Raw genomic sequence first — 24965 nt, forward strand, 5'->3', positions numbered from 1 at the left:
GTCATTCACTTATTCAAAAAGTTGCCGCGCAGGTCTTTGAATTAACGGCACAGACCCTTGATAATAAACCTGATGGAAACGGCAGCCCGAGCTTTTTTTGCGAGGCTATAGTGTACAGCAGGGCTGACTATTTTTGCTTACACCTACTTTCATTTTCTAAAATTTAGCTGGCAACTCATTTTGAATGATTGAGTTTTGAATGAGAGAATGACTTGTATTTTCTTATCCACTCATGCAATCATTCTGTAATCCTCTCATTCAAAATTAATGAAAAGAAGTGACTGGTACTTTAACTTCTTCGGTTGCACCTTGATTGCTCTTAATCAGCCAGAAGGCAAAAAACGCACCAACCAAAGCCATTGCGGCACCAACATAGGCTGGCGAGGTATAATCGTAGCCATACACTAACGGAAGTCCGCCAAAGAATGCGCCTAAAGCATTACCAATATTAAAACTCGCCTGACTTGCCGAAGCCGCCAACATTTCGGAGCCTTTGGCACTCTGGATCATCAACATCTGGATGGGGGCCGCCAATGAAAAAGCTACGGCACCGGTAATAAAAGTCATGATTAAGGCCAGCGGCTGACTTGCAGACACAAAGTGAACGATGGTTAAGGTAACCACCATAGTGAGTAACAAAGCTGCAGATGCTTTTGCCGGGGAAAATTTATCGGCCAAGCGTCCACCAATGTAATTGCCGAACATCATGCCCAAACCCGCCAGCATTAATATATAAGTTACAGCATTTGACGAAAAGCCTGCAACATCTGTCATTAATGGAGCGATATAACTGTACCAGGTAAATAACCCGCCTGTTCCGATCGAGATCATGAAAATGATGATCCATGCTTCTCTTTTTTTGAAGAAACTTAATTCCGCTTTTAAATCGCGGTTTTTTGTCGCTTCTAAAGCGGGTAACCATAATTTTAAACTTAATAAGGTTACCAAACCTACAAATACCACCACGGCAAAAGATATGCGCCAGGAGAAATTGTGTCCAATATAGGTGCCCAATGGTACGCCTACAATATTGGCAATGGTTAAACCCATAAACATTAATGATACGGCCTGTGCGGCTTTCCCTTTCTCTGCAATTCTGCTGGCTACTACCGAGCCTACACCGAAAAATGCCCCGTGAGGTAAACCCGAAAGCAACCTGGCGATAAATAAAGTATTAAAAGTTGGGGCAAAGGCAGAGAAAGCGTTAAAAACGGTAAACATAACCATCAAAGCGATCAAGATCTTTTTTGGTGGATATTTGCCTGCAATCATAATTAATAAAGGTGCACCGATTACTACACCCAATGCATAAGCAGAGATTAAATGCCCGGCCTGCGGAATGGTTACTGCTAAATCTTTTGAAATATCGGGCAGCAGGCCCATCATTACAAATTCAGTGATCCCAATGCCTAAACCGCCTAAAGTAAGTGGAAGTAAGTTCTTGTTCATAGCGCCCTTAGTGTTAAAATTACACTATGCAAAGGTATGGCTTTTTATGGAAGGAGATTGTAAAAATTAGGACATTTATAGGGGGATGGAAGATGTGGGGTGGGAGAGGGATGAGTTAAGAGGTGGTAGGATGGTTCATTGTTGATAGACAATAGTTCATTGCTAGATTGCTTTATGGTTGAATTGTTCAGGGTTATAGTCAGATGGTTCATGGTTGATAGGCCATAGTTCATTGCTAGATTGGCTCATGGTTGAATTGTTGAGGGCTAGTTCATTTTTAGATTGCTTTGAATTGTTGAGGACTTATAGTCAGATGGTTCATGGTTGATAGGCAATAGTTCATTGCTAGATTGCTTCATGGTTGAATTGTTTAGGGCTTATAGTCAGATGGTTCATGGTTGATAGGCGATAGTTCATTGCTAGATTGCTTCATGGTTGAATTGTTGAGGGCTTATAGTCAGATGGTTCATGGTTGAGGCAATAGTTCATTGCTAGATTGCTTCATGGTTGAATTGTTGAGGGCTTATAGTCAGATGGTTCATGGTTGAGGCAATAGTTCATTGCTAGATTGCTTTGAATTGTTGAGGGTTTATAGTCAGATGGTTCATGGTTGATCGCCAAATAGTTTATGTCCTTATCGCTTAGGCCGTTCGCCAATGAACTATTAACCCATAACCCAGCGAGTTTACAATAACCAATGAACCAATGGCAAATTGACTAATGAACCATCTGGTCTTCCGTTGGTAATGACAAATGAACCAATGGCTAGTGAACCAATGAACTATCACCCATTTTCCATACACAAAAAAAAAGGTTGCCCCACCCTGTGGAACAACCTTTTTTAACTATTGTAAATTTTATAAGGACCTACTGTAAGCTAAAATCTTGCTGATGGTTTCATCTTTAGGATCTTTAGCCAGTCTATCTAACTTACCTTTTATTTGATCATAAAATAAGTCGATTTCTGCGTCCGATTCAATATCAGTTCTAGGCTGAAACATATTGGGTGTAGGTGAATTTACATTGTTTTGTGATGTAGAGGTTTTTGTCATAAGCAACTAAATGTGATAAGTTTTATAAACTTAACGATTGTTCAGATGCTTTATTTCAAGTCTTCAAAAAAACTATGTAACTTTTTTACTACCCTTTATAGGTCATCTCTTTTGTTTTAAGCATCTTACGTAAATTACTAAGGGCATAGCGCATGCGGCCCAAGGCTGTATTAATGCTGACATCAGTTAAATCTGCGATCTCTTTGAAGCTTAAATCTGCGTAATGACGCATAAGGAGCACTTCTTTCTGTTCATCAGGTAATAAATGGATCATTGCTTTTAAATCTTTATGGGTTTGATCGCGAAGCATTTTATCTTCTGCGCTCTCATCATAAAACTGTAGCATATTGAATACATCCATTCCATCAGCACTGGTGATGATTGGTGTTCTCTTTTCTTTTCGGAAGTAATCAATAACCAGGTTATGTGCAATGCGCATTACCCAAGGTAAAAACTTACCTTCTTCATTGTATCTTCCCGATCGCAGGGTATTGATAACCTTTATAAAAGCGTCCTGAAAAATATCCTCTGCCAGATATTGGTCTTTCACCAATAAATATATAGAGGTATAAATTTTACTTTTATGTCTTCTTAAAAGTTCCTGCAATCCATTCTCGTTCCCGGTAATATATACCTTCACCAGGTCCTGATCATTATATGATTGTAAATTCATAGGTTTACCTACACTAAATCCCGTACTATTTGCTAAAAATTAATTAGTAAATGTTTAATTTCTATAGCTGCTCTCCTATGTTTTTTGAAATGTGTTAGTTTGGTTTTGAGGTTGTTAATGTTCAAAGAAAGTTATTTTTTTATCAAAAAACAAAAAATAAAATGTTAAAAAATAAATTAACCGTCTTAGTACCCTATTTTTGTATCTTCTTAAAACCCTAACCACATTCTGGGGTTATACATTTATATTCGTTACCATACATGAGCAAAAAAGAGGCCGAAAAAGATCCGCATAAAAATATTATCATAAAAGGTGCCCGTGTGCACAACCTAAAAAACATTGATGTTGCCATTCCAAAAAATAAACTTGTGGTGGTAACGGGTATGTCTGGTTCGGGGAAATCCTCGCTTGCATTTGATACTTTATATGCAGAGGGACAACGCCGATATGTTGAAAGTTTATCATCGTATGCCCGTCAGTTTATGGGTAGGATGAATAAACCCGATGTTGATTATATTAAAGGTATTGCTCCGGCAATTGCCATCGAACAAAAGGTGATTACTTCCAATCCACGTTCTACCGTGGGTACCTCAACTGAAATTTACGATTACCTAAAACTGCTTTTCTCGCGGATAGGTAAAACCATTTCGCCTGTTTCAGGCAAAGAAGTAAAAAAGGACTCGGTAAGCACGGTGGTAGACTACGTAAATGCGATGCCTGAAGATACAACGGTCACTATTTTTTGTCCGTTATATCCGCATAACAACCGTACAATTAAAGAAGAACTGGCTATTTTATTACAGAAAGGGTTTTTACGTGTCCTGATTAATGATAAAATAGAAAAGATAGAAGCTGTTTTAGACGATGCTGATTTTAAAGATGCTGAGCTTACAGATGATAAAACTGTTCAGATCCTGATCGATCGTATTGTAACTAACCAGGAAGAAGAAACATTAAGCAGACTGGCCGATTCGGCCCAGACCGCTTTTTTTGAAGGTAAAGGCGATTGTTATGTAGAAGCCCAGGGTAAAACGAAACATTTTAGCGATCGTTTTGAACTGGATGGAATCAAATTCGAAGAACCTACACCAAACTTTTTCTCTTTTAACAACCCTTACGGCGCCTGTAAACGTTGCGAAGGTTATGGAAACGTAATCGGGATTGATGAAGATCTGGTTATTCCGGATAAGAGCAAAAGTGTTTACGATAATGCCATTGCCCCATGGCGAGGCGAAAAAATGAACGTTTGGTTGCAAAACTTTATTAAAGCAGCTCCGAAATTCGATTTTCCTATTCACCGTTCATATAGCGCGCTTACTGAAAAAGAGCAGCAATTGCTTTGGACGGGCAATAAATATTTTGCTGGTTTGGATGCTTTTTTCAAGGAACTGGAAGAGCAGACGTATAAAATCCAGTACCGGGTAATGTTATCACGCTACCGTGGAAAAACCACCTGTCCTGATTGTAAAGGCTCGCGTTTGCGTAAGGATGCATCGTATGTTAAAATTGCTGAAAAGTCAATTATCGATGTGGTACTGATGCCGTTATCAAAGGCACTGGTTTTCTTTAATGGCTTAAAATTAAGTGTGAACGACGCCAAAATTGCCAAACGTTTGCTCACAGAGATTGATAACCGTTTCCTGTATTTAAACAATGTTGGTTTGGGTTATCTTACCTTAAACCGTTTATCAAACACCCTATCAGGAGGAGAATCGCAAAGAATCAACCTGGCAACTTCATTGGGAAGTAGTTTGGTGGGGTCTATTTACGTTTTAGACGAGCCGAGCATTGGTTTGCACCCAAGGGATACGAATAAACTGATTGAAGTATTGATTTCGTTGCGTAATGTAGGTAATACGGTTATTGTGGTTGAGCACGAAGAAGAAATGATGCGCGCGGCCGATTACATTATTGATATTGGCCCTGAGGCCGGTACACATGGAGGTAACCTGGTTTTCAGTGGTAATTACGAGGAAATTTTAAAGGATAAAAATAGTTTAACCGGCCGTTATCTTTCTGGCATAGAAAAAATTGCCATTCCGGATAAACGCCGTAAGTGGAAAGATCATATCCTGATTAAAGGAGCAAGAGAAAACAATCTTCAGAATATTGATGTGAAGTTCCCGTTAGGTGTTTTTACTGCAGTAAGTGGGGTTTCCGGTTCGGGTAAAACCAGTTTGGTTAAAAAGATTTTATACCCGGCTTTACAAAAAGCGATCGGGAATTATGCTGGTGAACTAACAGGTGCTTACGATGGCATTTTCGGTAATTACGATCTGGTAAGTGCCGTAGAAATGGTTGATCAGAACCCGATTGGCCGTTCCAGCCGTTCAAATCCGGTTACTTATGTAAAAGCCTGGGATGATATCCGCGCACTTTTTTCAGGCTTGCCAGCTGCAAAGGCTGCCGGACTGAAGCCTGCTGCTTTCTCTTTTAACGTAGAAGGTGGCCGCTGTGATGTTTGTCAGGGCGAAGGTGAGGTGAAGATTGAAATGCAGTTTATGGCTGATATTTATCTGCCTTGTGAGGCTTGCAACGGCAAACGGTTTAAACAACAGGTGTTAGATATCACTTATAAAGAGAAAAATGTTTCCGAGATTTTGGACATGACCATCGATGAAGCAGTTGATTTCTTTAAGGATGAACAAAAAATCCTGAATAAATTAAATCCTTTGGTTGATGTGGGTTTAGGTTATGTGCATTTGGGGCAATCATCTAATACTTTATCGGGTGGTGAGGCGCAGCGGATTAAGCTGGCTTCTTTCCTGATTAAGGGCAATAATGCCAATAAAACGGTATTTATTTTTGATGAGCCAACTACTGGTTTGCACTTCCATGATATTAAAAAACTCTTGAAAGCATTAAATACACTTATTGAACAAGGGAATACCATTTTGGTTATCGAACACAATATGGATATGATTAAATGTGCCGACTGGGTAATCGATATTGGTCCTGAAGGAGGTGATGGCGGTGGTAATGTGGTGTTTGAAGGACTGCCTGAAGAACTGGTTAAAGTAGAAAATTCGTATACCGGAAAATATTTAGCATCGCATTTAAATTTAAATCCATAATTTCGGCAATGCTTTTTCTAACGTTTTTCATCGGCATCGCTCTCAATGCCATGGGGTATATTCCCCCGGGCAACATCAATCTTACTGTTGCGCAGCTGGCCATTAACAAGGGTATGCGCCAGGTTTGGTATTTTATTCTATCCTTCTCCTGCGTAGAAGTGTTTTTTACTTTCGGGATGATGCGTTTTGCGAGATGGGCCATGAGCGATATCAATCCAAATGAGGCCGTTAGCGAGGTGCGGCTGAGCACTTTGGTAGATTGTTTTATGATAGTAATGTTTCTGGTAATGGGCACCATTACCTGGAGAAACCGAAAGAAAGTACCTAAAACAAGCAATAAAAAAGAGGATAAACGCAGTGGAAGTGTTTTATACGGATTAATTCTGGGCGTTTTAAACCCTGTTCAGATTCCATTCTGGCTGTTTTTTGGTAATTACGTAATTTTACACCAATGGATCCAAACCGATTACCTTTCACTGGTAATATTTAGTTTGGGCTCGGGTGTAGGCTCTTCTTTGGCGCTTTATGTATATGCTCATTTTGCAACGTATATTCAGGAAAAATTTGCACTAAGCAGTTTGATTATCAATAAATCTATAGCGATATTTTTGTTCGCATTGGCCGCCTATCTGGTTGTCAAACAGGTAATCGTTATTCTATAAATCTAATTCAAGGTCTGTGTTTCCACAGGCCTTTTATTTTTGCCATTTTAAAGACTTTTTTCATTACGAAACTATATTTTCCGTTCTGTGAGGACACAGACCGGGGAATAATTAGGGGATTTGTCATCCTGAATGCAATGAAGGATCTTTCTCCTTTAGTAGCAATAGCAATAAAAAACTGGGCGCAAGGTTTCGGTAGTTTCAATCATTAATCCAAAGTCTGTGTCTCCACAGACCTTTTGTTTTAGGTTTTTTAATTAATTTGTTCATTACGACACTATTATTTTTCATTCTGTGAGGACACAGACCGAGGAATATTTTGGGGATTTGTCATCCTGAATGCAATGAAGGATCTTTCTCCTTTAGTAGCAATAGCAATAAAAAACTGGGCGCAAGGTTTCGGTAGTTTCAATCATTAATCCAAAGTCTGTGTCCCCACAGGCCATTTGTTTTTAGCCTTTTTAATTAATTTGTTCATCACGAAACTATTATTTTCAGTTCTGTGAGGACACAGACCGAGGAATATTTTGGGGATTTGTCATCCTGAATGCAATGAAGGATCTTTCTCCTTTAGTAGCAATAGCAATAAAAAACTGGGCGCAAGGTTTCGGTAGTTTCAATCATTAATCCAAAGTCTGTGTCTACACAGACCATTTGTTTTTAGCCTTTTGAATTAATTTGTTCATTACGACACTATTATTTTTCATTCTGTGAGGACACAGACCGGGGAATATTTTGGGGATTTGTCATCCTGAATGCAATGAAGGATCTTTCTCCTTTAGTAGCAATAGCAATAAAAAACTGGGCGCAAGGTTTCGGTAGTTTCAATCATTAATCCAAAGTCTGTGTCCCCACAGACCATTTGTTTTTAGCCTTTTTAATTAATTTGTTCATTACGACACTATTATTTTTCGTTCTGTGGGGACACAGACCGAGGAATATTTTGGGGATTTGTCATCCTGAATGCAATGAAGGATCTTTATCCTTTAGTAGCAATAGCAATGAAAAACTGGGGGCAAGGTTTCAGTAGTTTCAATCATTAATCCAAAGTCTGTGTCCCAACAGACCATTTGTTTTTAGCCTTTTTAATTAATTTGTTCATTACGACACTATTATTTTTCGTTCTGTGGGGACACAGACCGAGGAGTAATAATCTAATCCAAGGTCTGTGTCTCCACAGACCTTTTGTTTTTAAGTCTTTTTAATCAATTTTTTATTGCCAGACTATTGTTTTTCGTTCTGTGAGGACACAGACCATGGAATAAATAGTTGATCGTTATTTTATAATCCATCCAGTTTCTGTGCCAGCGATGCTGATGAATTGATAATTACCAAAAGTACCCAAAAGGTTTACGGTTTGTCCTTCTTTTAAAGTTGTTTTAACCGCTGCTAAACTATCGGATTTATCGTAAACTTTTTGCTGAAGTAAATTTATTTTAAGCTTTTTTAAAGGCTCAGCAATTTCTACAAGGCTGTTGCTTTGAATAAAACCAGTGCTTCCATCTGGCAGTTCTGCCTTGTAATAATTTCCTGTTGCAGCATTTACCTGTACAATTGTTCCTTTATTAATTGTGGCCAAAACAGTTGCTTTACCTTGTGGTGAAGAGAACATTTTAACGACAGATACGGTTCTTAAGGTTTTATTTAACTTACTGCTCGAAGCGGTAACGGCAGCTGGGGTTTTGGTTACAGGATCAATAAAAGGAAGTGGATTTACCGCACCATTAAAAGTATAAATGCCAAAATGTAAATGCGTAGGGGTAGTACGGGCATTGCCGGTGTTGCCCATAAGTCCCAAAGTATCGCCAATTTTTACTTCCTGTCCTTCTACCGCGATCTGTTCATCTAAATGGGCATAATATAACGTGTAATCTTTTCCTTTCGGGCGCATCCAAACCACTTTTCCACCCAAGTTGTTTTCGTTTACCCGAGTTACCGTTCCTTCCGAAATTGCCAGAACAGGTGTTCTGAAATTGCCGAAAATGTCTACACCTTCATGTTTTCTAGCATCATTATCCCTGCCATCTCCCCAATAGCCTTTTATATTGTTGGTGTTTTTCGATTTGATAGGAAAAGCAAGAGATGGGCCAGCGGTAATTTCTAATTCATATGATACATTCTGCAACAGTTCTGGTTGCAGCCTGATCAGATAAGTACCCGTTTCATCAATATCAAAAACAATCGGATTATTTAAAGTATCGGCAGAGGCAATAAGTTTTTGGGTTTGATCTGTGTTATACCAAACGTCAATATAAATCAAGGCAGTACCCGAAGGTGTTTTGTTTAGCTTAATATTCAGTTTTTGTCCTTTGGTTGCACTGAATTTATAAGCAGTAGCCGGAACTTTATCCGCAGCAAAATAACCGTTTTCTTTATAGGGGATATTAATGTTTAATGCTTTTTGTGTACTCATAGTGGCAGCATTTAACCATGCTGCACCCATTGCCGTTTTATCCAGACCAACATTTACTAACTTTTTTTGATATTGCTCATGTGGAGTAGCAGCCTTAAACAGATTAACAGATCCTGTTTTGCAGGAAAGTAAGCCCGTTGTAAAAGCAATGGAAAAAAGCCACCACAAGGATCGGAAAGTTTTCATTATGCTAAGCCTTTTTTAAGCGGTTAAAAACAGCTGCCGTTACCAGCCCGCCGATTACATACCACGCTACCGTTAATATTTTGGTTTTATCCGTTTTAGTGACAGGAGTATCATCTAATCCAACTTGATCAGGGATGTTTATTGCGCCCAAACCAGCGGTAACACCGGCGATTGCACCTTTCAAATAAATGTTTTTGCTGTCTCCAGCACCAATAGCACTATAATATAAACTGTTGCTTATGATGTCACCTGCCAGGGTGGCCAGATAAAGATTGTTTCCGACAGGAGCTTCAAGGTTTAAACGGTTCATCGATTTGGATAAGGCTTGTTTGCCTAAAAGATCAATCCTGGGTGCATCAGGATCAAGCCGCCTAACGCTTTCATGCAATATATTCAAGGCTGCAGCACCTGCAAAGCCAGCGAGTAAGGATTTAAGTACTTTCATAATAGAATAATCCCTGCAAGCGGTAAATTGTTTTATCAGTCTAAACATTATGCCTTGCATAGCTGTTTCCGGTCTTTTTCTGTTATAAAATTGATACACAGATAAGGTTCTGTTAACCTAATGATAACATAAAATTTATGTTTAAGAAGCTTGGTCACCCTAATATTGGGCTTTAATACAAAACATATTTTATCCTTATGTCTAACAGACGGTTTTTTCTGAAAAATAGTCTGGCTGCTGCGGTTGTGGCCAGTATTTCGCCGGTTTTATCCTCATTTGCCGATGAACAACATCCTGCTTCTGCTAAATCTGGTAAAGCACCCAAATTGCGTTTTGCCATCGCATCCGATGGTCACTATGGCCAGCCGGGGACCGAATATAAACTCCATCATGAAAATATTGTAAAATGGCTGAACGAAGCACACGATAAAAATCCACTGAACTTTGTGATCATCAATGGCGATCTGGTACATGATCGTCCTGATTTGTTGCCCGAAGTTAAAAAGGATTATTACGATAAACTTAAAGTTCCTTTTTATGCTATCCCTGGTAATCACGATCACGCCGACACCAAAATCTGGCAATCAGTTTTTGGATACGAGGACAATTTTTCTTTTGAAAAAAATGGAGTAGGTTTTGTTCTGGCCAATACTTCTGATACCAAAGGAACTTATTTATGCCCTAATAACGATTTTTTAAAACAGGAACTAGACAAATTTAAAAACCTGAAAACTGTTTTTGTGGTATTGCATATTCCACCACATTTTTGGGTGCCGGAAAGTCCGTTTGTCGATTGTCCGGACACCATTAAACTGCTGCATAGCCATGCTAATGTAAAAGCAGTATTCCATGGGCACGACCACAGTCTTGATGCTGTTTTTTATACCGATAAATTACCTCATTTTTTTGATGCACATATAGGTGGAAACTGGGGCACGGCTTATAAAGGCTACCGGATTGTAGAGGTTGATGAAAACGATAAGATCCAAACTTATCAGGTAAATGCAAGCCAGTCGCCATTATTAAATGAAACCAAATTTTAATTGATAGATCATCGCAATGAAAAAGACATTTTTGATACTCATTTTGGCGGGTGCCGTTTTAAATTGTGCCGCACAGAAAATAAATGAGACCACACCTGAAATTAAAATAGGAACTGATGCCGCTCAGCCCTTTCTGTTTTCGCTGAACACCTTAACGGCAGAAAATCCACGTTGGAATGTTCATTATTCGGGGAGTTATGGCGAAAGAACGAATGGACAATTCGGCTATGATGGCTTAGGGCAGCAGTTTGGTGTTAAAGGGTATTTAGGCAGCAGGCTTACCTTGTATGCAACAGCAGCAATCGGTTTTGCCAATTCAGGAGGTGTAACCTCTGCCGAACAGGCTGAAGTAATCAGAGATTTGGTGGGTGGTAAAGGCATTGCAGGCTTTAGGCTCGGTGCGGGATTAGGTCTAAGCAGAGACTGGTCTAACGTAGGCTCAGCGATTAGCCGGATTACTGCTTCATTTGACCGCACAAACTGGAGAATGGCGGGTAACCTTCGTTTCGAAAAAGCTTTTGATAAAAGCAGGGATAAGCTTGATTTTATCAGCAGTTTTGGCTATCAGCACCGTGTTTCCAGCGTGTTGTATCTTGGATTCGAAGCGTTAGGGCAGGATTTGGAAGGGTTTTGGGAAAAAGACGAGGCAGAAGGTGGCGCAAAAGTAATGATCGGGCCATCAATCAATCTGGAGCCGAACCATTCAAAACTTTCGTTCTCTATTTCTGGCGGACCTGTTTTTTACGCAACCCATAGTCAGGTTATTCCATCAGAGGCCATCCGCGAAATCGGTTCGGTAGCATCAGGCAATGGTTACACCATCAGGGCCCTGGTTAATTTTAATCTTCATCGCTAGTGCTACCACCTTCAATTTAAGAAAAATGAAAAAATCATATTTATTATTACTGCTGTGTTCCCTTTTTATCCGGAATGGATTTGCACAAAAGCCAGGCAAAAACGAAAGCACTCAACAGATTTTATTGCCCAATGGATGGAAGCTGAGTCCGGCGGGGCATTCGCTGCAACTGGGCGATTTGCCTTTGAATATGCAATTGAGTGCTTCGGGTAAATATCTTGCGATTACCAACAACGGACAAAGCACGCAGTCGTTGCAGCTGCTTGATGCCAGAACAGAAAAGATTATTGATGAAAAAGTGCTAAGCAAATCGTGGTATGGCATTGCTTTTAGTAAAGATGAAAAACACCTGTATGCCTCTGGCGGTAACGACAACTGGATTTTGGATTTTAATATCCAGAACAATAAACTTGGCAAAAGCGATACGATTAAACTTGGCCCGGTTTGGCCAAAAGGAAAAATCAGTCCGGCGGGGATTGCGGTTAACAAAAACAACAGTAAATTATATACGGTAACTAAAGAAGACAGCAGTTTATACATTATCAATCCTGTTGAAAAGCAGATCCTGAAAAAAATCCAGCTCCCTGCAATTGCCTACAGTTGTGTTTTATCGGCAGATGAAAGCAAACTTTATGTTTCACTTTGGGGTGGGAAATCGGTTGCGGTTATCGATCTGGCTGCTGAAAACATTGAAAGGCTCATTCCTGTAGGCGATCATCCAAACGAACTTTTACTCAATAAAAAAGGAAATACCTTGTTTGTGGCCAATGCGAATGATAATACCGTTTCAGTAATCAACACCCTAAACAATAAGGTAATCGAAACCATTGCCACTACACTTTATGCCACGCAGTTAACCGGTTCGACCACCAACGGTTTGGCTTTAAGCGCCAATGAGAAAACCTTGTACATCGCCAATGCCGATAACAACTGTTTGGCCGTGTTTGATGTGAGCAAGCCAGGTGTAAGCCAGAGCCAGGGTTTTATCCCGGTAGGCTGGTACCCAACAAGTGTTAAGGTATTGGGCTCGAAAATTTTGGTGACCAACGGAAAAGGCAATACCTCTATGGCCAATCCACAGGGGCCGCAACCCATTTCTAAGGTAGATAACAGTGGTTACCAGATGGGAAGTACCGCCAATAGCCGGCTGCAATATATAGCAGGATTGTTTAAAGGAACCTTATCTTTTATAGATGCGCCAAAACCTGAACAATTAAAAATATACACCAAACAAGTTTATGCCAATACTCCATTTACTGATAAACGCACGGCTACTGCCGATGGTGAAGCCGGAAATCCAATTCCGCGTAAACTGGGCGGAAAATCGCCAATTAAACACGTTTTTTATATTATTAAAGAAAACAGAACCTACGACCAGGTACTTGGAGATATACAAAAAGGAAACGGCGATTCTAGCTTAACACTTTTTGGGAGAAAAATTACACCCAACCAGCACGCCTTTGCCGAAAACTATGTTTTATTGGATAATTTTTATGTTGATGCCGAAGTTAGTGCCGATGGGCACAACTGGAGTATGGCCGCTTATGCCACAGATGTGGTAGAGAAAACCTGGCCTACCAGTTACGGGGCACGCGGTGGCAGTACATCTTTTGAAGGAGGTCGGCCAGTTACCTATCCAAAAGGAGGTTTTATCTGGGATTACTGTCAGCGGGCAGGCGTAAGCTACCGCAGTTATGGCGAGTTTGGCGATTATGGCAAAGCGAATATTAAATCGCTGCAAGGCCACATGTGTGCTGCGTCGCCAGGTTTTGATATGGACATTAAAGATCAGGTGCGGGTGGATGCCTGGCAGCACGATTTCGATTCCTTATTGGTGGCAGGTGTTGTGCCGCAGTTTAATACTTTAAGGATTTCTAACGACCATACCAGCGGACAAAAGAAAGGGAAATACTCACCTCAGGCCGCAGTTGCAGATAACGATTTAGCCGTTGGCCGGATCCTGGAACATTTATCAAATAGTAAAATCTGGAAAGAATCGGTTGTGTTTATTTTGGAAGATGATGCACAAAACGGTCCTGATCATGTTGATGCGCACCGTTCGCCAGCTTATGTGGTTGGACCTTATGTAAAAAGAAATACGCCTGTCCATACCATGTATTCTACATCAGGCTTTTTAAGAACAATGGAGCTTATTTTAGGTTTGCCGCCAATGAGCCAGTACGACGCTGCTGCCATGCCGCTGTATGAGTGTTTTACCGCTAAACCAGATTTTACGCCTTATAAAGTGATTCAGCCGCTTATTGATTTGGATACGCGGAATGTAGCGGTGAATGAAAGCAGCAAACGCTCTGAACTGTTCAACTTTGCCAAAGAAGATGCTGCACCAGATTTAGATTTAAATGAAGTAGTTTGGAAATCGGTTAGAGGGGAACAATCGGTAATGCCGGCGCCAAAGCGAAGTGCTTTCGTGATTTTGGAGAAGAAGAAAAAAGATGACGATGATTAGTCGTTATTTATAATGACATTTTTAGATTAATCGTCGTTGCTAGATACGAAGCAATCTTACAACGATCGCTATGCTAAAGCGTTAGGATTATTCATTTTTGCAGTTGTTTTTAAAGGCATTCATGAGCTCAATCGTTCGGTTATCTTCGTGCTTTATAATGATATTTATATAAACAACTGATATTTATTGTTTTTTTTGACCATATAAGACATTTAAGAACCACATAAGCTTACATGTTCTTTATGGTGTGAAAGCCTAAAGGATTATTTAATGAATTAGATGCTCTTAGGTGTCTAAGGTGGTTAATTAAACTGCCTAGTTTTTAATTTTTACAACCACCTTAGACATCTTAGCTCAATTGAGTTTTACAGGATGCAAATTTTAAGCCTACTAAGTTAGAAGGCGCATATAGGACGTCATTCCTGTTTTTTCCAGGCCACAGACGTGATGGTTACTCGCAACGACGGATTTTTTGAGCTGCTTTCTGGTCTGTGTCCTCACAGACCATTTTGTTTTTATACATTACATCAAGGATTTCTCCTCCACAGGAGCTCCTTTGGAGCAATGCGGTCTAAATGATGATCTGATTTAATACCAGTTGTTAATTCAATTTCCAGTCTGGTCTTTCGAAATGGCAGGTATAACCGTAAGGGTTTTTCTGTAAATAATCCTGGTGTTCTTCCTCAGCATTCCAGAAATCGGTTTCAGGTACCACCTCGGTTACAATTTTGCCCGGCCATTTGCCAGAAGCATCCAATTCTGCAATTAATGCATCGGCCGTATTTTTTTGTTCTTCACTATTGTAAAAAATGGCAGATCGGTACGAGGTGCCCACATCATTTCCCTGTCTGTTGCGTGTGCTCGGATCGTGGATCTGGAAGAAATATTCCAATAACTTACGGTAGCTTAAAACAGTGGGATCAAAGGTAACTTCAATGGCTTCGGCATGTGTGCCATGGTTCCGGTAAGTGGCATTGGGAACATCACCACCAGTATAACCTACAACTGTAGAAATTACACCTGGGTAATGACGGATGAGTTCTTCTACTCCCCAAAAGCAGCCGCCTGCAAGAATGGCTTTTTCAGTATTCATATGTCTTTCCTTTTTTTTGATTAATAAAGATACGACGAAGATGTGTAAAAGGAAAGTAAAGAAGGGTTGCTGTTTAGTTGTATGGTTTAGTAGATGATGACTCCATGATAGGATAAGCCGCTTAGTCATCCTGAGCGGAGTCGAAGGATCTTTTACTAGATCAACTTACATGATCTTATATTTCTTCTATGGTTAAACGTATCCAAGGATCTTCGACTCCGCTCAGACTGACAAAATGTGGTAAGTGCAAGCTTATGTTTTGGAGCGCAAGGCTTCTGCAACACAAAAAGTTTTCTCCCGTTTTACGCTTTTACGCTTCGCTTCCTCGTACCTCGTTGCTGCAGGGTAAACGCTTCAACCGGGGCTAGGTGGCTAAGGCAGTATTTCATTTGTAAGGTTGTAGGGAGCACAATCCGTAGTTTATAAACCCGATTGCAATGCAAAGCCCGTAAGCGAGGTACGAGTGCGGACTTGAAATGGAAAGCGGGACCACAATACCCCAAGAACCACAAGCCCTCCATTTCCTAATTTGAAGAAATAGTGAGTATGTTTATTTCGGTCGGTGAGACACCAACCGATAGGATAAATTTATTGCTGTATTGTTTTATTGTTGGGATTGTCGCTAATGGCTACCCGCCAAACGTGAAATCCATAAAACTCACATTATTTTTACGAGCAGAGCTTACGGCGATCCCTTTGTTGTCTTTATCAGTAAAGGTAAAACCTTCCAGTTCATCCAGTTTGTCGGTTTCTATCACTTTGATAACAGATTCCTGCCCGCTGGCAAGCGATTTTTCCAGATTTAGAAAGGTCAGTCGCCATTTGCGGCCTTCCACTTGGTTCTGGATTAAAACGAGTATACCTTTATCTGCTATCCAATGCAGGTTCTGTACCCATGGCGAGCAGGTGAATTTTTTAAAGAGAATTCCCTTTTCACTTGTTTTATTGGCTTTAGACAAGGCTTCAGGATTGTACAAACGCACTTCGTTAGCTCTATTGCCATAATCAGCTGTTGCTACAAACCATTTGCCTTTGTAATTTACATATTCTGGTCGCGTACCCTGGATACAGGCATCATCTTCAATGCTTTTAATCAGGTTTCCATCTAATTTTCTGGTTTTTAAAAAACCTTCCCAGTTAATGCAATTAATTACGGCTTTCCAGATGGTGCCTGCTGCATTTTGTTTAACCGAATTGCCCACAAATGTTGGTAAACCCTTATGGTAGGCAATGCCTGTAGGATGTTTGATGATATTTTCGCCTTTAACGGTAAATTGGTATTCCTTATCTAGGTAAATCAAGGAGTCTTTGCGGAGCTGATATTCGCGCATTACGCCTACTTCTCTGTCGCCGTAAAGAAAATAACGGCCATTCTGGTGAGAAATCCCCTGGCATGCACCTAATGAGTCGATTGTAACTGTTTTCGTAATTTTTCCTTCCGTTTTGCTGTACCTCGCTACAAAAAACATCATCATAAGGACTAAAACAGGATTTAATGTTTTCATGATTATGGATCTAATGGTTCATCAAAATCAATTTGTAAGGATGCTGTATTTAAGTAGAATTCTGATTCGGTATCACTTAAACGTTTTCCGTTTTTATAAGGATAGTACCCGAGTTCTTTTTTGCAGCGCTCGGGGAGGAGATTGGTGATATTATAACTTTGCGATTTTACGGTACAAACCATTCCAACTTTATCTATCGGCATACCGTACCTGAACATCAGTCTTGCGCAGTTACGCAGGTTGGTGGTGGTATGGCGGGCATGTGGTTCCATAATAATGGCACTTTCGGGGATTTGAAGCACTTCCATCAGGAATTTCTTCATTTCGTAGGCTTCACTGAATTTGGTTTTGTAGGGATGTACCCGTCCGCCCGAAACCACGATGAATGGGGCCATGCCTTTCTGGTATTGCAAAGCTGATAATCGGCAACGGATCATTCCGCCCGCACTTAAGGCTACTTCTTTTTCCTCCGGACCAGCACCAGGAACCAGTATTACGCTGTAAGGATATTTTTTCCAGTCTGTTTTTTTGATCTGGTTAATGGCGGCAAGGTTTACGCCTTTAGCCATCGGTTCGTAATCGGCGGCATCATTGCGTTCGTTCAATTCTAAAGCTTCCAGTGCAAATAACATGGCAGGTTCGAAAAAGAGCTTAGTATTGCCTTGTAGCGATAACAATGCACTGGCAGAGGTGAGTTCTGCATATTCTTTATCCCTTAAACTAAAGCTTATGGAATCTATTTTCGGGTAATTGGGCTTGTTTCCTTCTACGTAAACACCAATTGCATAATTTACGGCACTGGCATCTTGTTCCCAGGCCTTAACTAAAAGGGCTTTGTGTTGCTCTTTGGCAAACATGGAATAACACCCTGAGGGGATCAGATGATTGTTTGCCAAATCTCCCAATGGATTATTTTCTGTATAAAGCAGCGCCAAACGGTTTCCAATACGGGCTATTTCTTCATTGTTGAATTTTAAAGCGTCTGCATAACAACTAATATCTGTTTTGCAGGTTTTTACCGCTTCATTTACCTGCGTGGTTTTTGTTTTGTAGATGTTATTCAGTACCGTATCTGTACTAAGCATTTTGCGTAGTCCGGGCAATTGCTGAAAAAGCGTAAGCAGGTAATAATTTTTGTATTGTACTTCGTTTCTGGCCTTAATTAATTGATAAGATTGTTGCGGTGCATCCTGTGCAGCTAAACCTGTGCAGAACAGGCAGAGCATAAGGAAAGAATAGAGGGATTTCATCGAAAAGGTTTTGGAAGCAAATTTAAAGACCTCCCATTAAAGAAACATTAAGAGGGTGTTATGCTTTAATTCCTCAATAAACCGATTTAGGTGTCGTTTAATTTGGCTTAATGTTAATTTAAAGTATACGTCGTGATTGGTGTGAAGAGTTAACGCAGGGGATACATAGTGTTAAAAATACACTCATACTTTTGTCGCCGTAGAACGCTCCGCAAATTAACCTGTTAACGATAAAGGATAAGCCTATGTAAATGTGAAAATCTACGTTTCTACTTAAAAACACAAAACCCAATTATATTTCAAAACCATTACTAAGAACAAAAAGATGACATCATTTTTTTTAACCGCAGGTATAAAAAATACCTGCCGGAAATTGCTTTTGCCTTTAGGCTTACTGGCCATCTGTAATTCAGAAGCAATAGCCGTAAACCACTGTATGCTTGCCTCAGGATTACACCGTAAAACCTTTGCTTCGGTAAGTGGAACGGTTACCGACCAAAACAACCAACCTTTACCAGGTGTAAGTGTATTTGAAAAAAAGACCAAAAAAACAACGGTTACCGATGCTAATGGTAAATACGCTATTTCGGTTGAGGATGGGGCAATTTTAGTATTCTCTTATATCGGTTACGATAACCAGGAAGTTGCGGTTAACGGACGCCAAAATATTAATGTTACTTTAAAAGAAAGCAGCAACACCCTAAATGAGGTTGTGGCCATTGGTTATCAGAAGATCAGAAAATCGGACGTAACAGGTGCCATTAGCAGCGTTAAAGCCAGCGAAATGAATTTAACTTCTCCAACTGTTGGTCAGGCCCTGGTGGGTAAAGTTGCCGGTGTACAGGTATCGCAAACCAGTGGTGCGCCATATTCGGGCACTAAAATCAGGGTGAGGGGTATTGGTTCGATTAACGCCAGTTCTGATCCCTTATACGTAATTGATGGTTATCCGGCGGGAAACAACGTATCCATCAATCCGGAGGATATTGAAACCATCGACATTTTAAAGGATGCGGCCTCCGCAGCCATTTATGGTTCAAGGGCTTCTGGCGGGGTTGTGCTAATTACCACCAAAAGAGGTGCAGATGGAAAAGGAAAGTTTGAATACGATGTTCAGGGCGGTATTTCTCAGTTGGCTAAAAAAGTAAAGCTACTGGATGCCAATCAGTTTATCCAATTGTTAATTGATGGAAGGAACAATGCCTATAAAGATTTATGGGTAAACTCGGGCAAAACCTGGAATGATGCGATGTTTAGCGACAACAATACTACCCGTATTGCCAATGTAGGTAATGGAAGTAGCGTAAGCATACCAGGCGATCTTTATAATTTCAGCACGCAACAGGCTATTCCGGCTACCTATAATACCGATTGGCAGGATGAACTTTACCGCAATGCTGCTTTTCAACGTCATAACCTTTCCTTTTCTGGCGGTACCAAAGATGTAAAATACTTTTTAAGCGGTGGTTACCAGAACAACGATGGTATTGTAACCAACACCAATCAAAAGGTAACCAACTTCAGGGGTAATATTGATGGCAAGGTGAGCGAGCGTTTACGTGTAGGCGCGAATATTTCATATACGCAAAACGATAACCGCGAGGTGAGAGAAGGTCGTTACGATTTAAGTCCGATGATGTCGGCTTTGATTTACCTGCCTTACCTGCCAGCAAGGGATGCCAATGGAAATCCGATCCAGTTTGGCATGGGCGCATTAGCTTCCCAATACGGTATCCAGAACCCAGAGAATCCTTTGGCTACAGTTGAGCAAGTAAAAATTACCAGAAAAGGGGCGAGAAGTACCTATAATGCCAACGCTACTTATAAAATATTGGAAGGATTAGATTTTAAAGCCAATTTAGGTACGCAAACTTACAATGAAAAATATGATTTTTATCTGCCAACCAGTTTAAGTAATGGCAATAATCCGCCTTATTCTACTGCTGCGATATCGGCGGCGAATGCCATTGCACAAACGCTTAGTCAGGTTGATCAGCTTGGTGAGTTTACACTAAACTACAATAAAACCTTTGGTAAACATAAAATTGATGTGCTTGGAGGATATTCTGCTCAAAAAACAACCAGCGATCTGATCCGTATTTCTGCCAGTGGTTTCCAGAATGATAATATTGGTGAAATTACAGATAAAGGTGCTGATGCAGGATTTTTAACTTTAATAACAGATGGATCGAATAAAACAGCTAAAGCCACCAATACCTTACTTTCTTATTTCGGCCGTTTCAGTTATAACTATGCTGGCAAATATTTTTTAACCGGTTCATTTCGCCGTGATGGTTCATCAAGGTTTGGTCCGTTGAATAAATATGGTAATTTCCCTTCGGTAGCCGCAGGATGGAACCTATCGGAAGAAGATTTCTACAACAGTTTTCTTGGCGAACAATCAACCGTTAAGTTAAGGGCAAGCTGGGGTTTAAGTGGAAACAATAATATTCCGAATTACAGGACACAGCAGGAAATGAGTGCGCCAAATGGTGTTGTATTCGGTAGCGCCATATCTACTGCTATCTGGCCAAATGCCATCCAGGATCCGAAATTAGGCTGGGAATCTACATCCCAATACAACTTTGGTACCGATATCAGCCTGTTCCGCAACCGTGTATCCATTATTGCCAATTATTACCTGAGTTATTCTTACAACCTGTTGTTCAATCAGCCGGTTTCCGGAATTTCAGGTACCTCATCTATCCTGACCAATCTGGCCGATAGTAAAATCCGCAATAAAGGTTTCGATTTACAGTTGGATGGAAGAATTATCCAAAACCAGGATTTTACCTTGGGCTTAAGCGGAAATATTGCCGTTAACCGGAACAAAGTATTAAATATGGGTGGTGCGAGTACCATTTTAACCAATGGCGCCGAGCGTTCATATTTAACGCACATTACACAAGAAGGACAGCCTGTAGGGATGTTCTACGGATTTAAGGCATTGGGTAGAATTACTGCCGATAATTTAGGCAAGGTTGCTCCATCAGCTTCAGCAACCAATCCTGCAAAAATCGGAGACTTGTACTTTCAGGATACCGATGGAAATGGCATTGTAAACGATGCGGATAAAACGGTAATCGGAACACCATATCCGAAATTTACCTATGGTTTTGCCTTAAACACCTCTTACAAAACGTTTGATTTAAGGGCATCTTTTAACGGATCGTATGGAAACCAGGTTTTAGACGGACAGGATTATTACCTGTATAATTTTGAAGGTTCGGGAAACCAATATGTAGAGGCTGCCGATCGTTACAGAAACGAGGCCAATCCGGGTAGTGGCTTAAATTACCGTGCATCGCGTGCAGGTACGCAAAGTAACAGTACCCGTTTATCGTCTTTCTACATTCAGGATGGTTCTTATTTCAGGTGTACCAACATCACCATGGGTTATACTTTTCCAAAATCGCTTGCCAGTACGCTTAAAGTGAATAATATCCGCGTTTATGCCAGTGTAGATAACGCATTTACCATTACTAAATACAAAGGTTATAACCCTGAAGTGGATTATAGCGGAGGTTCCAATTTAACTCCTGGTGTGGATTATGGTAACTATCCGCTAGCCAGAACCTATAATCTTGGCATTAAATTAACTTTTTAAAATTCAGAACATGAGAAAAAATATTTATATCGTTTTAGCCCTGGCTTTTGTGGTTGGCCTTGGTGCTTGTAAAAAGGATTTTCTGGATCAAAAGAATCCAAATGCAGTAGCACCTGAAAATTATTTTAAAACAGAAAATGATGTTTTACTGGCTGTAAATGGTGCTTATCAATCGTTGAGAAGCAGCAACACTATGGGTGAGAACAGTGGTTTATTTACCGATGAACGCTCGGACGATGCGGGAAGAAATGATAACCAGAGTAATGCGGGAGAACCTTTTCAGTTTAACGATTTTTCCCTGCTGCCAAGTAACTCCTATCTGAAAGCCCATTGGTTAGCCCTTTACAATGCGATAACCAGAAGCAATTTTATTTTATCCAACATTGATAAAGCGAATTTTACCACTCAAGCTAATAAGGCAAATTACGCTGCAGAAGCTAAATTTATAAGGGCAATTATGTATTTCGAACTGGTACGGAAGTGGGGTGCGGTACCGTTGGTAACAAAACAATTATCAACTAATGAAGAGGTGATACCCTTTGTTTTCCGTGCGCCTGAAGCAGATGTTTATAACCAGATTGTAGCCGATTTAAAAGACGGGTTAAACAGTACGTTACCCAATTTTCCGGCAACAGCGAATATCGGAAGAACATCTAAAGCCGCCATAAATGCGTATTTGGGTAAGGTTTATTTAACGATGGCGGCCACCCTGCCAAATAATAAAGCCGAAAACCTAAGCAATGCCAATACTTACTTATTGGCCGCTTATAATATGAAAGCTTTTGGGAACCTTTCTGAAATTCCCTATACTGATGTTTTCGACGTAACGAAAAAAACAACCTGTAAAGAATTGATTTTCCAGATTTCTAACAAACAGGGCGATATTAATTACAGCTCTAGCATCGCCGCCAACAACCAGGCGAAAGGCGAAACCATTAATTCGTTAAAGGTTTCTACCGGTGTCGGTGGCAATGTAAAGTTAGATTTGATCAATGAATATGAAACAAGTGATTTAAGGAAAGATTTTTCTGTAAAGTTTGCAAATGATGCTACGGTAAAAGATTGGTTTATTACCAAATTTCGCGATGCGAGTGAATTCGCTTCGAAAAACGGTTATGGAGGCAATGACTGGATTTTAATGCGCTATGCCGATGTAATTTTAATGCTTGCTGAAGTTAATATGTTGCAGGGCAATGATGCCATAGCTATTCAATATTTGGATATGGTGAGAACAAGAGCAGGTATGCCAATTTATGCGGTTGCCAAAACGGATGCTACCTATGCCGCTAAATTCCCGACTTTAAAACTAGCCATTTTACACGAGCGCAGGGTAGAGTTTGCTTTCGAACACCAAAGATGGTTTGATTTAATCAGGAATTTTACTGCTGCAGAGTTGGTTACTTACTTAAAAGCGAAGCCACAATCATCGTATGGAATTGCTAAGCTGTCTAACGTAACCATAAAGGACAGGTATTATCCTATTCCTTTTGATGAAGTGAAATTAGATCCGGTTAAAATGTATCAGAATCCGGGTTACTAAGCGGATTATAATGTATAAGAAAAGCGGGCTGATCATTGATCGGACCGCTTTTTTAGTTTAGAGCTCTGAGCGTGTGTTTTATCTCTAAGTCTATTCAATAAACTGTGCGATTGATTAAATTTTCCCCGATTTTCTCGGGAGGTGACCATCGCAGATTTTAAAGAGCGGTCGTCATTCTCGCGCATGCGGGAATCTTAAGGCAACATAAAAAACCTGCTAAGGCATTACGATTCCCAATCAAGTTGGGAATGACGATATCTCGCGGCCTTTCCTCTTCCCTACAATGTTTTTCTGAAAAGCTGAATTATCAGGATAACAATTTTAATGCAAGCTTATATATAGCTTTCTAAAATCTGCGAAAATCTGCTGATCTGCGGGAGCCCTCTTTATTTATTCCCGCTGATTAAAGATGATAAACGCAGATTCTGCTTGCGAATCCCACTCATATTTGTAATTCACTCCGAATTTGTCACATTGAATTCGTCGAAATGCCTTAAGATATTAATCAGGTCCTTCGACAAGCTACCATTGACAGACTCCAATAGAAAAATCGTCATCTCGACCGGAGCAACGCGAAGCGGAGAGATCTTTGTAATAAGTTTATTGAAATCAAATTTAAAAGATTTCTCCACTGCGGTCGAAATGACGATGCTTTGAGACCATTTATCTCCTTAAACCCACTATTATTTATATTGATTTTATACAATAAATTATCCTCAGAATGACAAGACTCTTATAAGGCCTTTTAATCTGCGAAAATCTGCTGATCTGCGGGAACCTTTTTATTTAGTCCCGCTGATTAAAGATGATAAACGCAGATTCTGCTTGCGAATCTCACTCATATTTGTAATTCACTCCGAATTTGTCACGTTGAGCCCGTCGAAACGCCTTGAGATTTTAATCAGGTCCTTCGACAAGCTCAGGATGACATATTACTTTACCTAAATAATATTCCTGGTAATTTTGCCTTTTATAAGGTAAAGTGCCAGGATATTTTTTTTGCTGACTACGGTATCGCCTTTAAAATTTGGATTAGAAGAACGGAGGATTAGTTTGGTATCATCAGTATGCTGAAAAATTAGTTTTATGGTACGCAGACTGTTACTATCTTCATCCGTCATTACCACATAAGCTTCTCCCCATTGTAAAATTTCGTAGTTGGTAATTTCTTTTATCGCTATAATTTCGCCTGCGGCATATTGAGGATACATACTATCGCCATATACCGGTAAATAGGCCGTGCAATCGTTAAAAGGAAGGTAATTTACCAGGTATTCTGCCCGCTGTTCTTCTACGATGCGGTCTTTCGCATCTGATAGGCTCATATCAAAGTAAGGAACGCCCTCCTTGCTTTCGCCAACGGCTGGTTTCTTTTTGAAAAATGGTTCGCCAATTCCATCTTCCAGCCAGGGTAAATTGACGTCGAATTTCATTTCTAACCTGTCTTTAATAGCGTTAGATACGTTGACCCTTTCTCTTAAAATATCTGATAAAGAACCTTGCTGAATATTCAATGCAGCAGCAAAATCCTTTTGAGTCTTAAAATGCAGTAATTCCATTAAATTTTTTAAGCGCTGATTCTCATTCATAAGTAATATGTTAATAAGTTTTATGTATAAATATTAGTTAAACTTATTTTATTTTGCTAAA

Annotated in this window: 15 protein-coding genes; 7 read left to right on the top strand and 8 right to left on the bottom strand. The window is 40.1% G+C overall.

The window, feature by feature from the left end:
- Positions 1-264: 264 nt before the first annotated feature.
- Both ACUN24_RS09315 and ACUN24_RS09320 read right to left on the bottom strand, forming a co-directional pair.
- On the bottom strand, positions 265-1449 hold the full coding sequence (locus tag ACUN24_RS09315) for an MFS transporter (protein WP_445562242.1): 1185 nt from the start codon (positions 1447-1449) through the stop codon (positions 265-267).
- A 1140-nt stretch (positions 1450-2589) separates the two neighbouring features.
- Positions 2590-3174 carry an RNA polymerase sigma factor gene (locus ACUN24_RS09320; protein WP_132403189.1) on the bottom strand — a complete coding sequence of 195 codons (585 nt, stop codon included), beginning with the start codon at positions 3172-3174 and terminating at the stop codon, positions 2590-2592.
- Between the two features lie 260 nt (positions 3175-3434).
- Between ACUN24_RS09320 and uvrA the strand changes: the two genes are divergently transcribed.
- Both uvrA and ACUN24_RS09330 read left to right on the top strand, forming a co-directional pair.
- Positions 3435-6248, top strand: coding sequence for an excinuclease ABC subunit UvrA (uvrA, locus tag ACUN24_RS09325; protein ID WP_445562243.1), 2814 nt, complete (start codon positions 3435-3437; stop codon positions 6246-6248).
- Between the two features lie 8 nt (positions 6249-6256).
- Positions 6257-6910 carry a LysE family transporter gene (locus ACUN24_RS09330; protein ID WP_193424072.1) on the top strand — a complete coding sequence of 218 codons (654 nt, stop codon included), beginning with the start codon at positions 6257-6259 and terminating at the stop codon, positions 6908-6910.
- 1276 nt (positions 6911-8186) lie between these two features.
- Here the strand turns inward: ACUN24_RS09330 and ACUN24_RS09335 are convergent.
- Together ACUN24_RS09335 and ACUN24_RS09340 are read right to left on the bottom strand one after the other, a co-directional pair.
- Positions 8187-9509, bottom strand: a complete 1323-nt coding sequence (locus ACUN24_RS09335) for a peptidoglycan DD-metalloendopeptidase family protein (protein ID WP_445562244.1) — start codon at positions 9507-9509, stop codon at positions 8187-8189.
- Positions 9510-9513: 4 nt separating this feature from the next.
- Complete coding sequence (locus ACUN24_RS09340) at positions 9514-9954, bottom strand: hypothetical protein (protein ID WP_445562245.1); 441 nt, start codon at positions 9952-9954, stop codon at positions 9514-9516.
- 197 nt (positions 9955-10151) lie between these two features.
- On the opposite strand from ACUN24_RS09340, the gene ACUN24_RS09345 reads away from it, so the two are divergent.
- Genes ACUN24_RS09345 through ACUN24_RS09355 form a run of 3 tightly spaced genes read left to right on the top strand, consistent with a single transcriptional unit; the run spans position 10152 to position 14320 of the window.
- Positions 10152-10997 (top strand): metallophosphoesterase family protein, encoded by an 846-nt coding sequence (locus ACUN24_RS09345; protein WP_445562246.1) that lies wholly within the window; start codon positions 10152-10154, stop codon positions 10995-10997.
- A gap of 16 nt (positions 10998-11013) precedes the next feature.
- On the top strand, positions 11014-11853 hold the full coding sequence (locus ACUN24_RS09350) for a hypothetical protein (protein ID WP_445562247.1): 840 nt from the start codon (positions 11014-11016) through the stop codon (positions 11851-11853).
- Between the two features lie 25 nt (positions 11854-11878).
- Positions 11879-14320, top strand: a complete 2442-nt coding sequence (locus ACUN24_RS09355) for a bifunctional YncE family protein/alkaline phosphatase family protein (RefSeq protein WP_445562248.1) — start codon at positions 11879-11881, stop codon at positions 14318-14320.
- Positions 14321-14921: 601 nt separating this feature from the next.
- Here ACUN24_RS09355 and msrA read toward each other — a convergent pair.
- The 3 genes from msrA to ACUN24_RS09370 form a co-directional block, all read right to left on the bottom strand.
- Positions 14922-15413: a peptide-methionine (S)-S-oxide reductase MsrA gene (msrA, locus tag ACUN24_RS09360; RefSeq protein ID WP_445562249.1), complete on the bottom strand. Its 492-nt coding sequence runs from the start codon at positions 15411-15413 to the stop codon at positions 14922-14924.
- A 629-nt stretch (positions 15414-16042) separates the two neighbouring features.
- Positions 16043-16918 (bottom strand): hypothetical protein, encoded by an 876-nt coding sequence (locus ACUN24_RS09365; protein WP_445562250.1) that lies wholly within the window; start codon positions 16916-16918, stop codon positions 16043-16045.
- 2 nt (positions 16919-16920) lie between these two features.
- On the bottom strand, positions 16921-18168 hold the full coding sequence (locus ACUN24_RS09370; protein WP_445562251.1) for a YdcF family protein: 1248 nt from the start codon (positions 18166-18168) through the stop codon (positions 16921-16923).
- Between the two features lie 325 nt (positions 18169-18493).
- Here ACUN24_RS09370 and ACUN24_RS09375 point away from each other — a divergent pair, with 325 nt between their 5' ends.
- Together ACUN24_RS09375 and ACUN24_RS09380 are read left to right on the top strand one after the other, a co-directional pair.
- A complete protein-coding gene (locus tag ACUN24_RS09375) occupies positions 18494-21775 on the top strand; it encodes a SusC/RagA family TonB-linked outer membrane protein (protein ID WP_445562252.1) in 3282 nt (1093 codons plus the stop codon).
- Positions 21776-21785: 10 nt separating this feature from the next.
- On the top strand, positions 21786-23315 hold the full coding sequence (locus ACUN24_RS09380; RefSeq protein ID WP_445562253.1) for a RagB/SusD family nutrient uptake outer membrane protein: 1530 nt from the start codon (positions 21786-21788) through the stop codon (positions 23313-23315).
- Positions 23316-24256: 941 nt separating this feature from the next.
- Here ACUN24_RS09380 and ACUN24_RS09385 read toward each other — a convergent pair.
- Positions 24257-24904, bottom strand: a complete 648-nt coding sequence (locus ACUN24_RS09385; protein WP_445562254.1) for a LexA family transcriptional regulator — start codon at positions 24902-24904, stop codon at positions 24257-24259.
- Positions 24905-24965 lie beyond the last annotated feature (61 nt).

The organism is Pedobacter sp. WC2501 (assembly GCF_052682415.1).

What these genes read in the sequence shown, in the direction of transcription:
- ACUN24_RS09315 (WP_445562242.1), bottom strand. Translation starts at nt 1,449, where the DNA reads ATGAACAAGAACTTACTTCCACTTACTTTAGGCGGTTTAGGCATTGGG.
- ACUN24_RS09320 (WP_132403189.1), bottom strand. Translation starts at nt 3,174, where the DNA reads ATGAATTTACAATCATATAATGATCAGGACCTGGTGAAGGTATATATT.
- uvrA (WP_445562243.1), top strand. Translation starts at nt 3,435, where the DNA reads ATGAGCAAAAAAGAGGCCGAAAAAGATCCGCATAAAAATATTATCATA.
- ACUN24_RS09330 (WP_193424072.1), top strand. Translation starts at nt 6,257, where the DNA reads ATGCTTTTTCTAACGTTTTTCATCGGCATCGCTCTCAATGCCATGGGG.
- ACUN24_RS09335 (WP_445562244.1), bottom strand. Translation starts at nt 9,509, where the DNA reads ATGAAAACTTTCCGATCCTTGTGGTGGCTTTTTTCCATTGCTTTTACA.
- ACUN24_RS09340 (WP_445562245.1), bottom strand. Translation starts at nt 9,954, where the DNA reads ATGAAAGTACTTAAATCCTTACTCGCTGGCTTTGCAGGTGCTGCAGCC.
- ACUN24_RS09345 (WP_445562246.1), top strand. Translation starts at nt 10,152, where the DNA reads ATGTCTAACAGACGGTTTTTTCTGAAAAATAGTCTGGCTGCTGCGGTT.
- ACUN24_RS09350 (WP_445562247.1), top strand. Translation starts at nt 11,014, where the DNA reads ATGAAAAAGACATTTTTGATACTCATTTTGGCGGGTGCCGTTTTAAAT.
- ACUN24_RS09355 (WP_445562248.1), top strand. Translation starts at nt 11,879, where the DNA reads ATGAAAAAATCATATTTATTATTACTGCTGTGTTCCCTTTTTATCCGG.
- msrA (WP_445562249.1), bottom strand. Translation starts at nt 15,413, where the DNA reads ATGAATACTGAAAAAGCCATTCTTGCAGGCGGCTGCTTTTGGGGAGTA.
- ACUN24_RS09365 (WP_445562250.1), bottom strand. Translation starts at nt 16,918, where the DNA reads ATGAAAACATTAAATCCTGTTTTAGTCCTTATGATGATGTTTTTTGTA.
- ACUN24_RS09370 (WP_445562251.1), bottom strand. Translation starts at nt 18,168, where the DNA reads ATGAAATCCCTCTATTCTTTCCTTATGCTCTGCCTGTTCTGCACAGGT.
- ACUN24_RS09375 (WP_445562252.1), top strand. Translation starts at nt 18,494, where the DNA reads ATGACATCATTTTTTTTAACCGCAGGTATAAAAAATACCTGCCGGAAA.
- ACUN24_RS09380 (WP_445562253.1), top strand. Translation starts at nt 21,786, where the DNA reads ATGAGAAAAAATATTTATATCGTTTTAGCCCTGGCTTTTGTGGTTGGC.
- ACUN24_RS09385 (WP_445562254.1), bottom strand. Translation starts at nt 24,904, where the DNA reads ATGAATGAGAATCAGCGCTTAAAAAATTTAATGGAATTACTGCATTTT.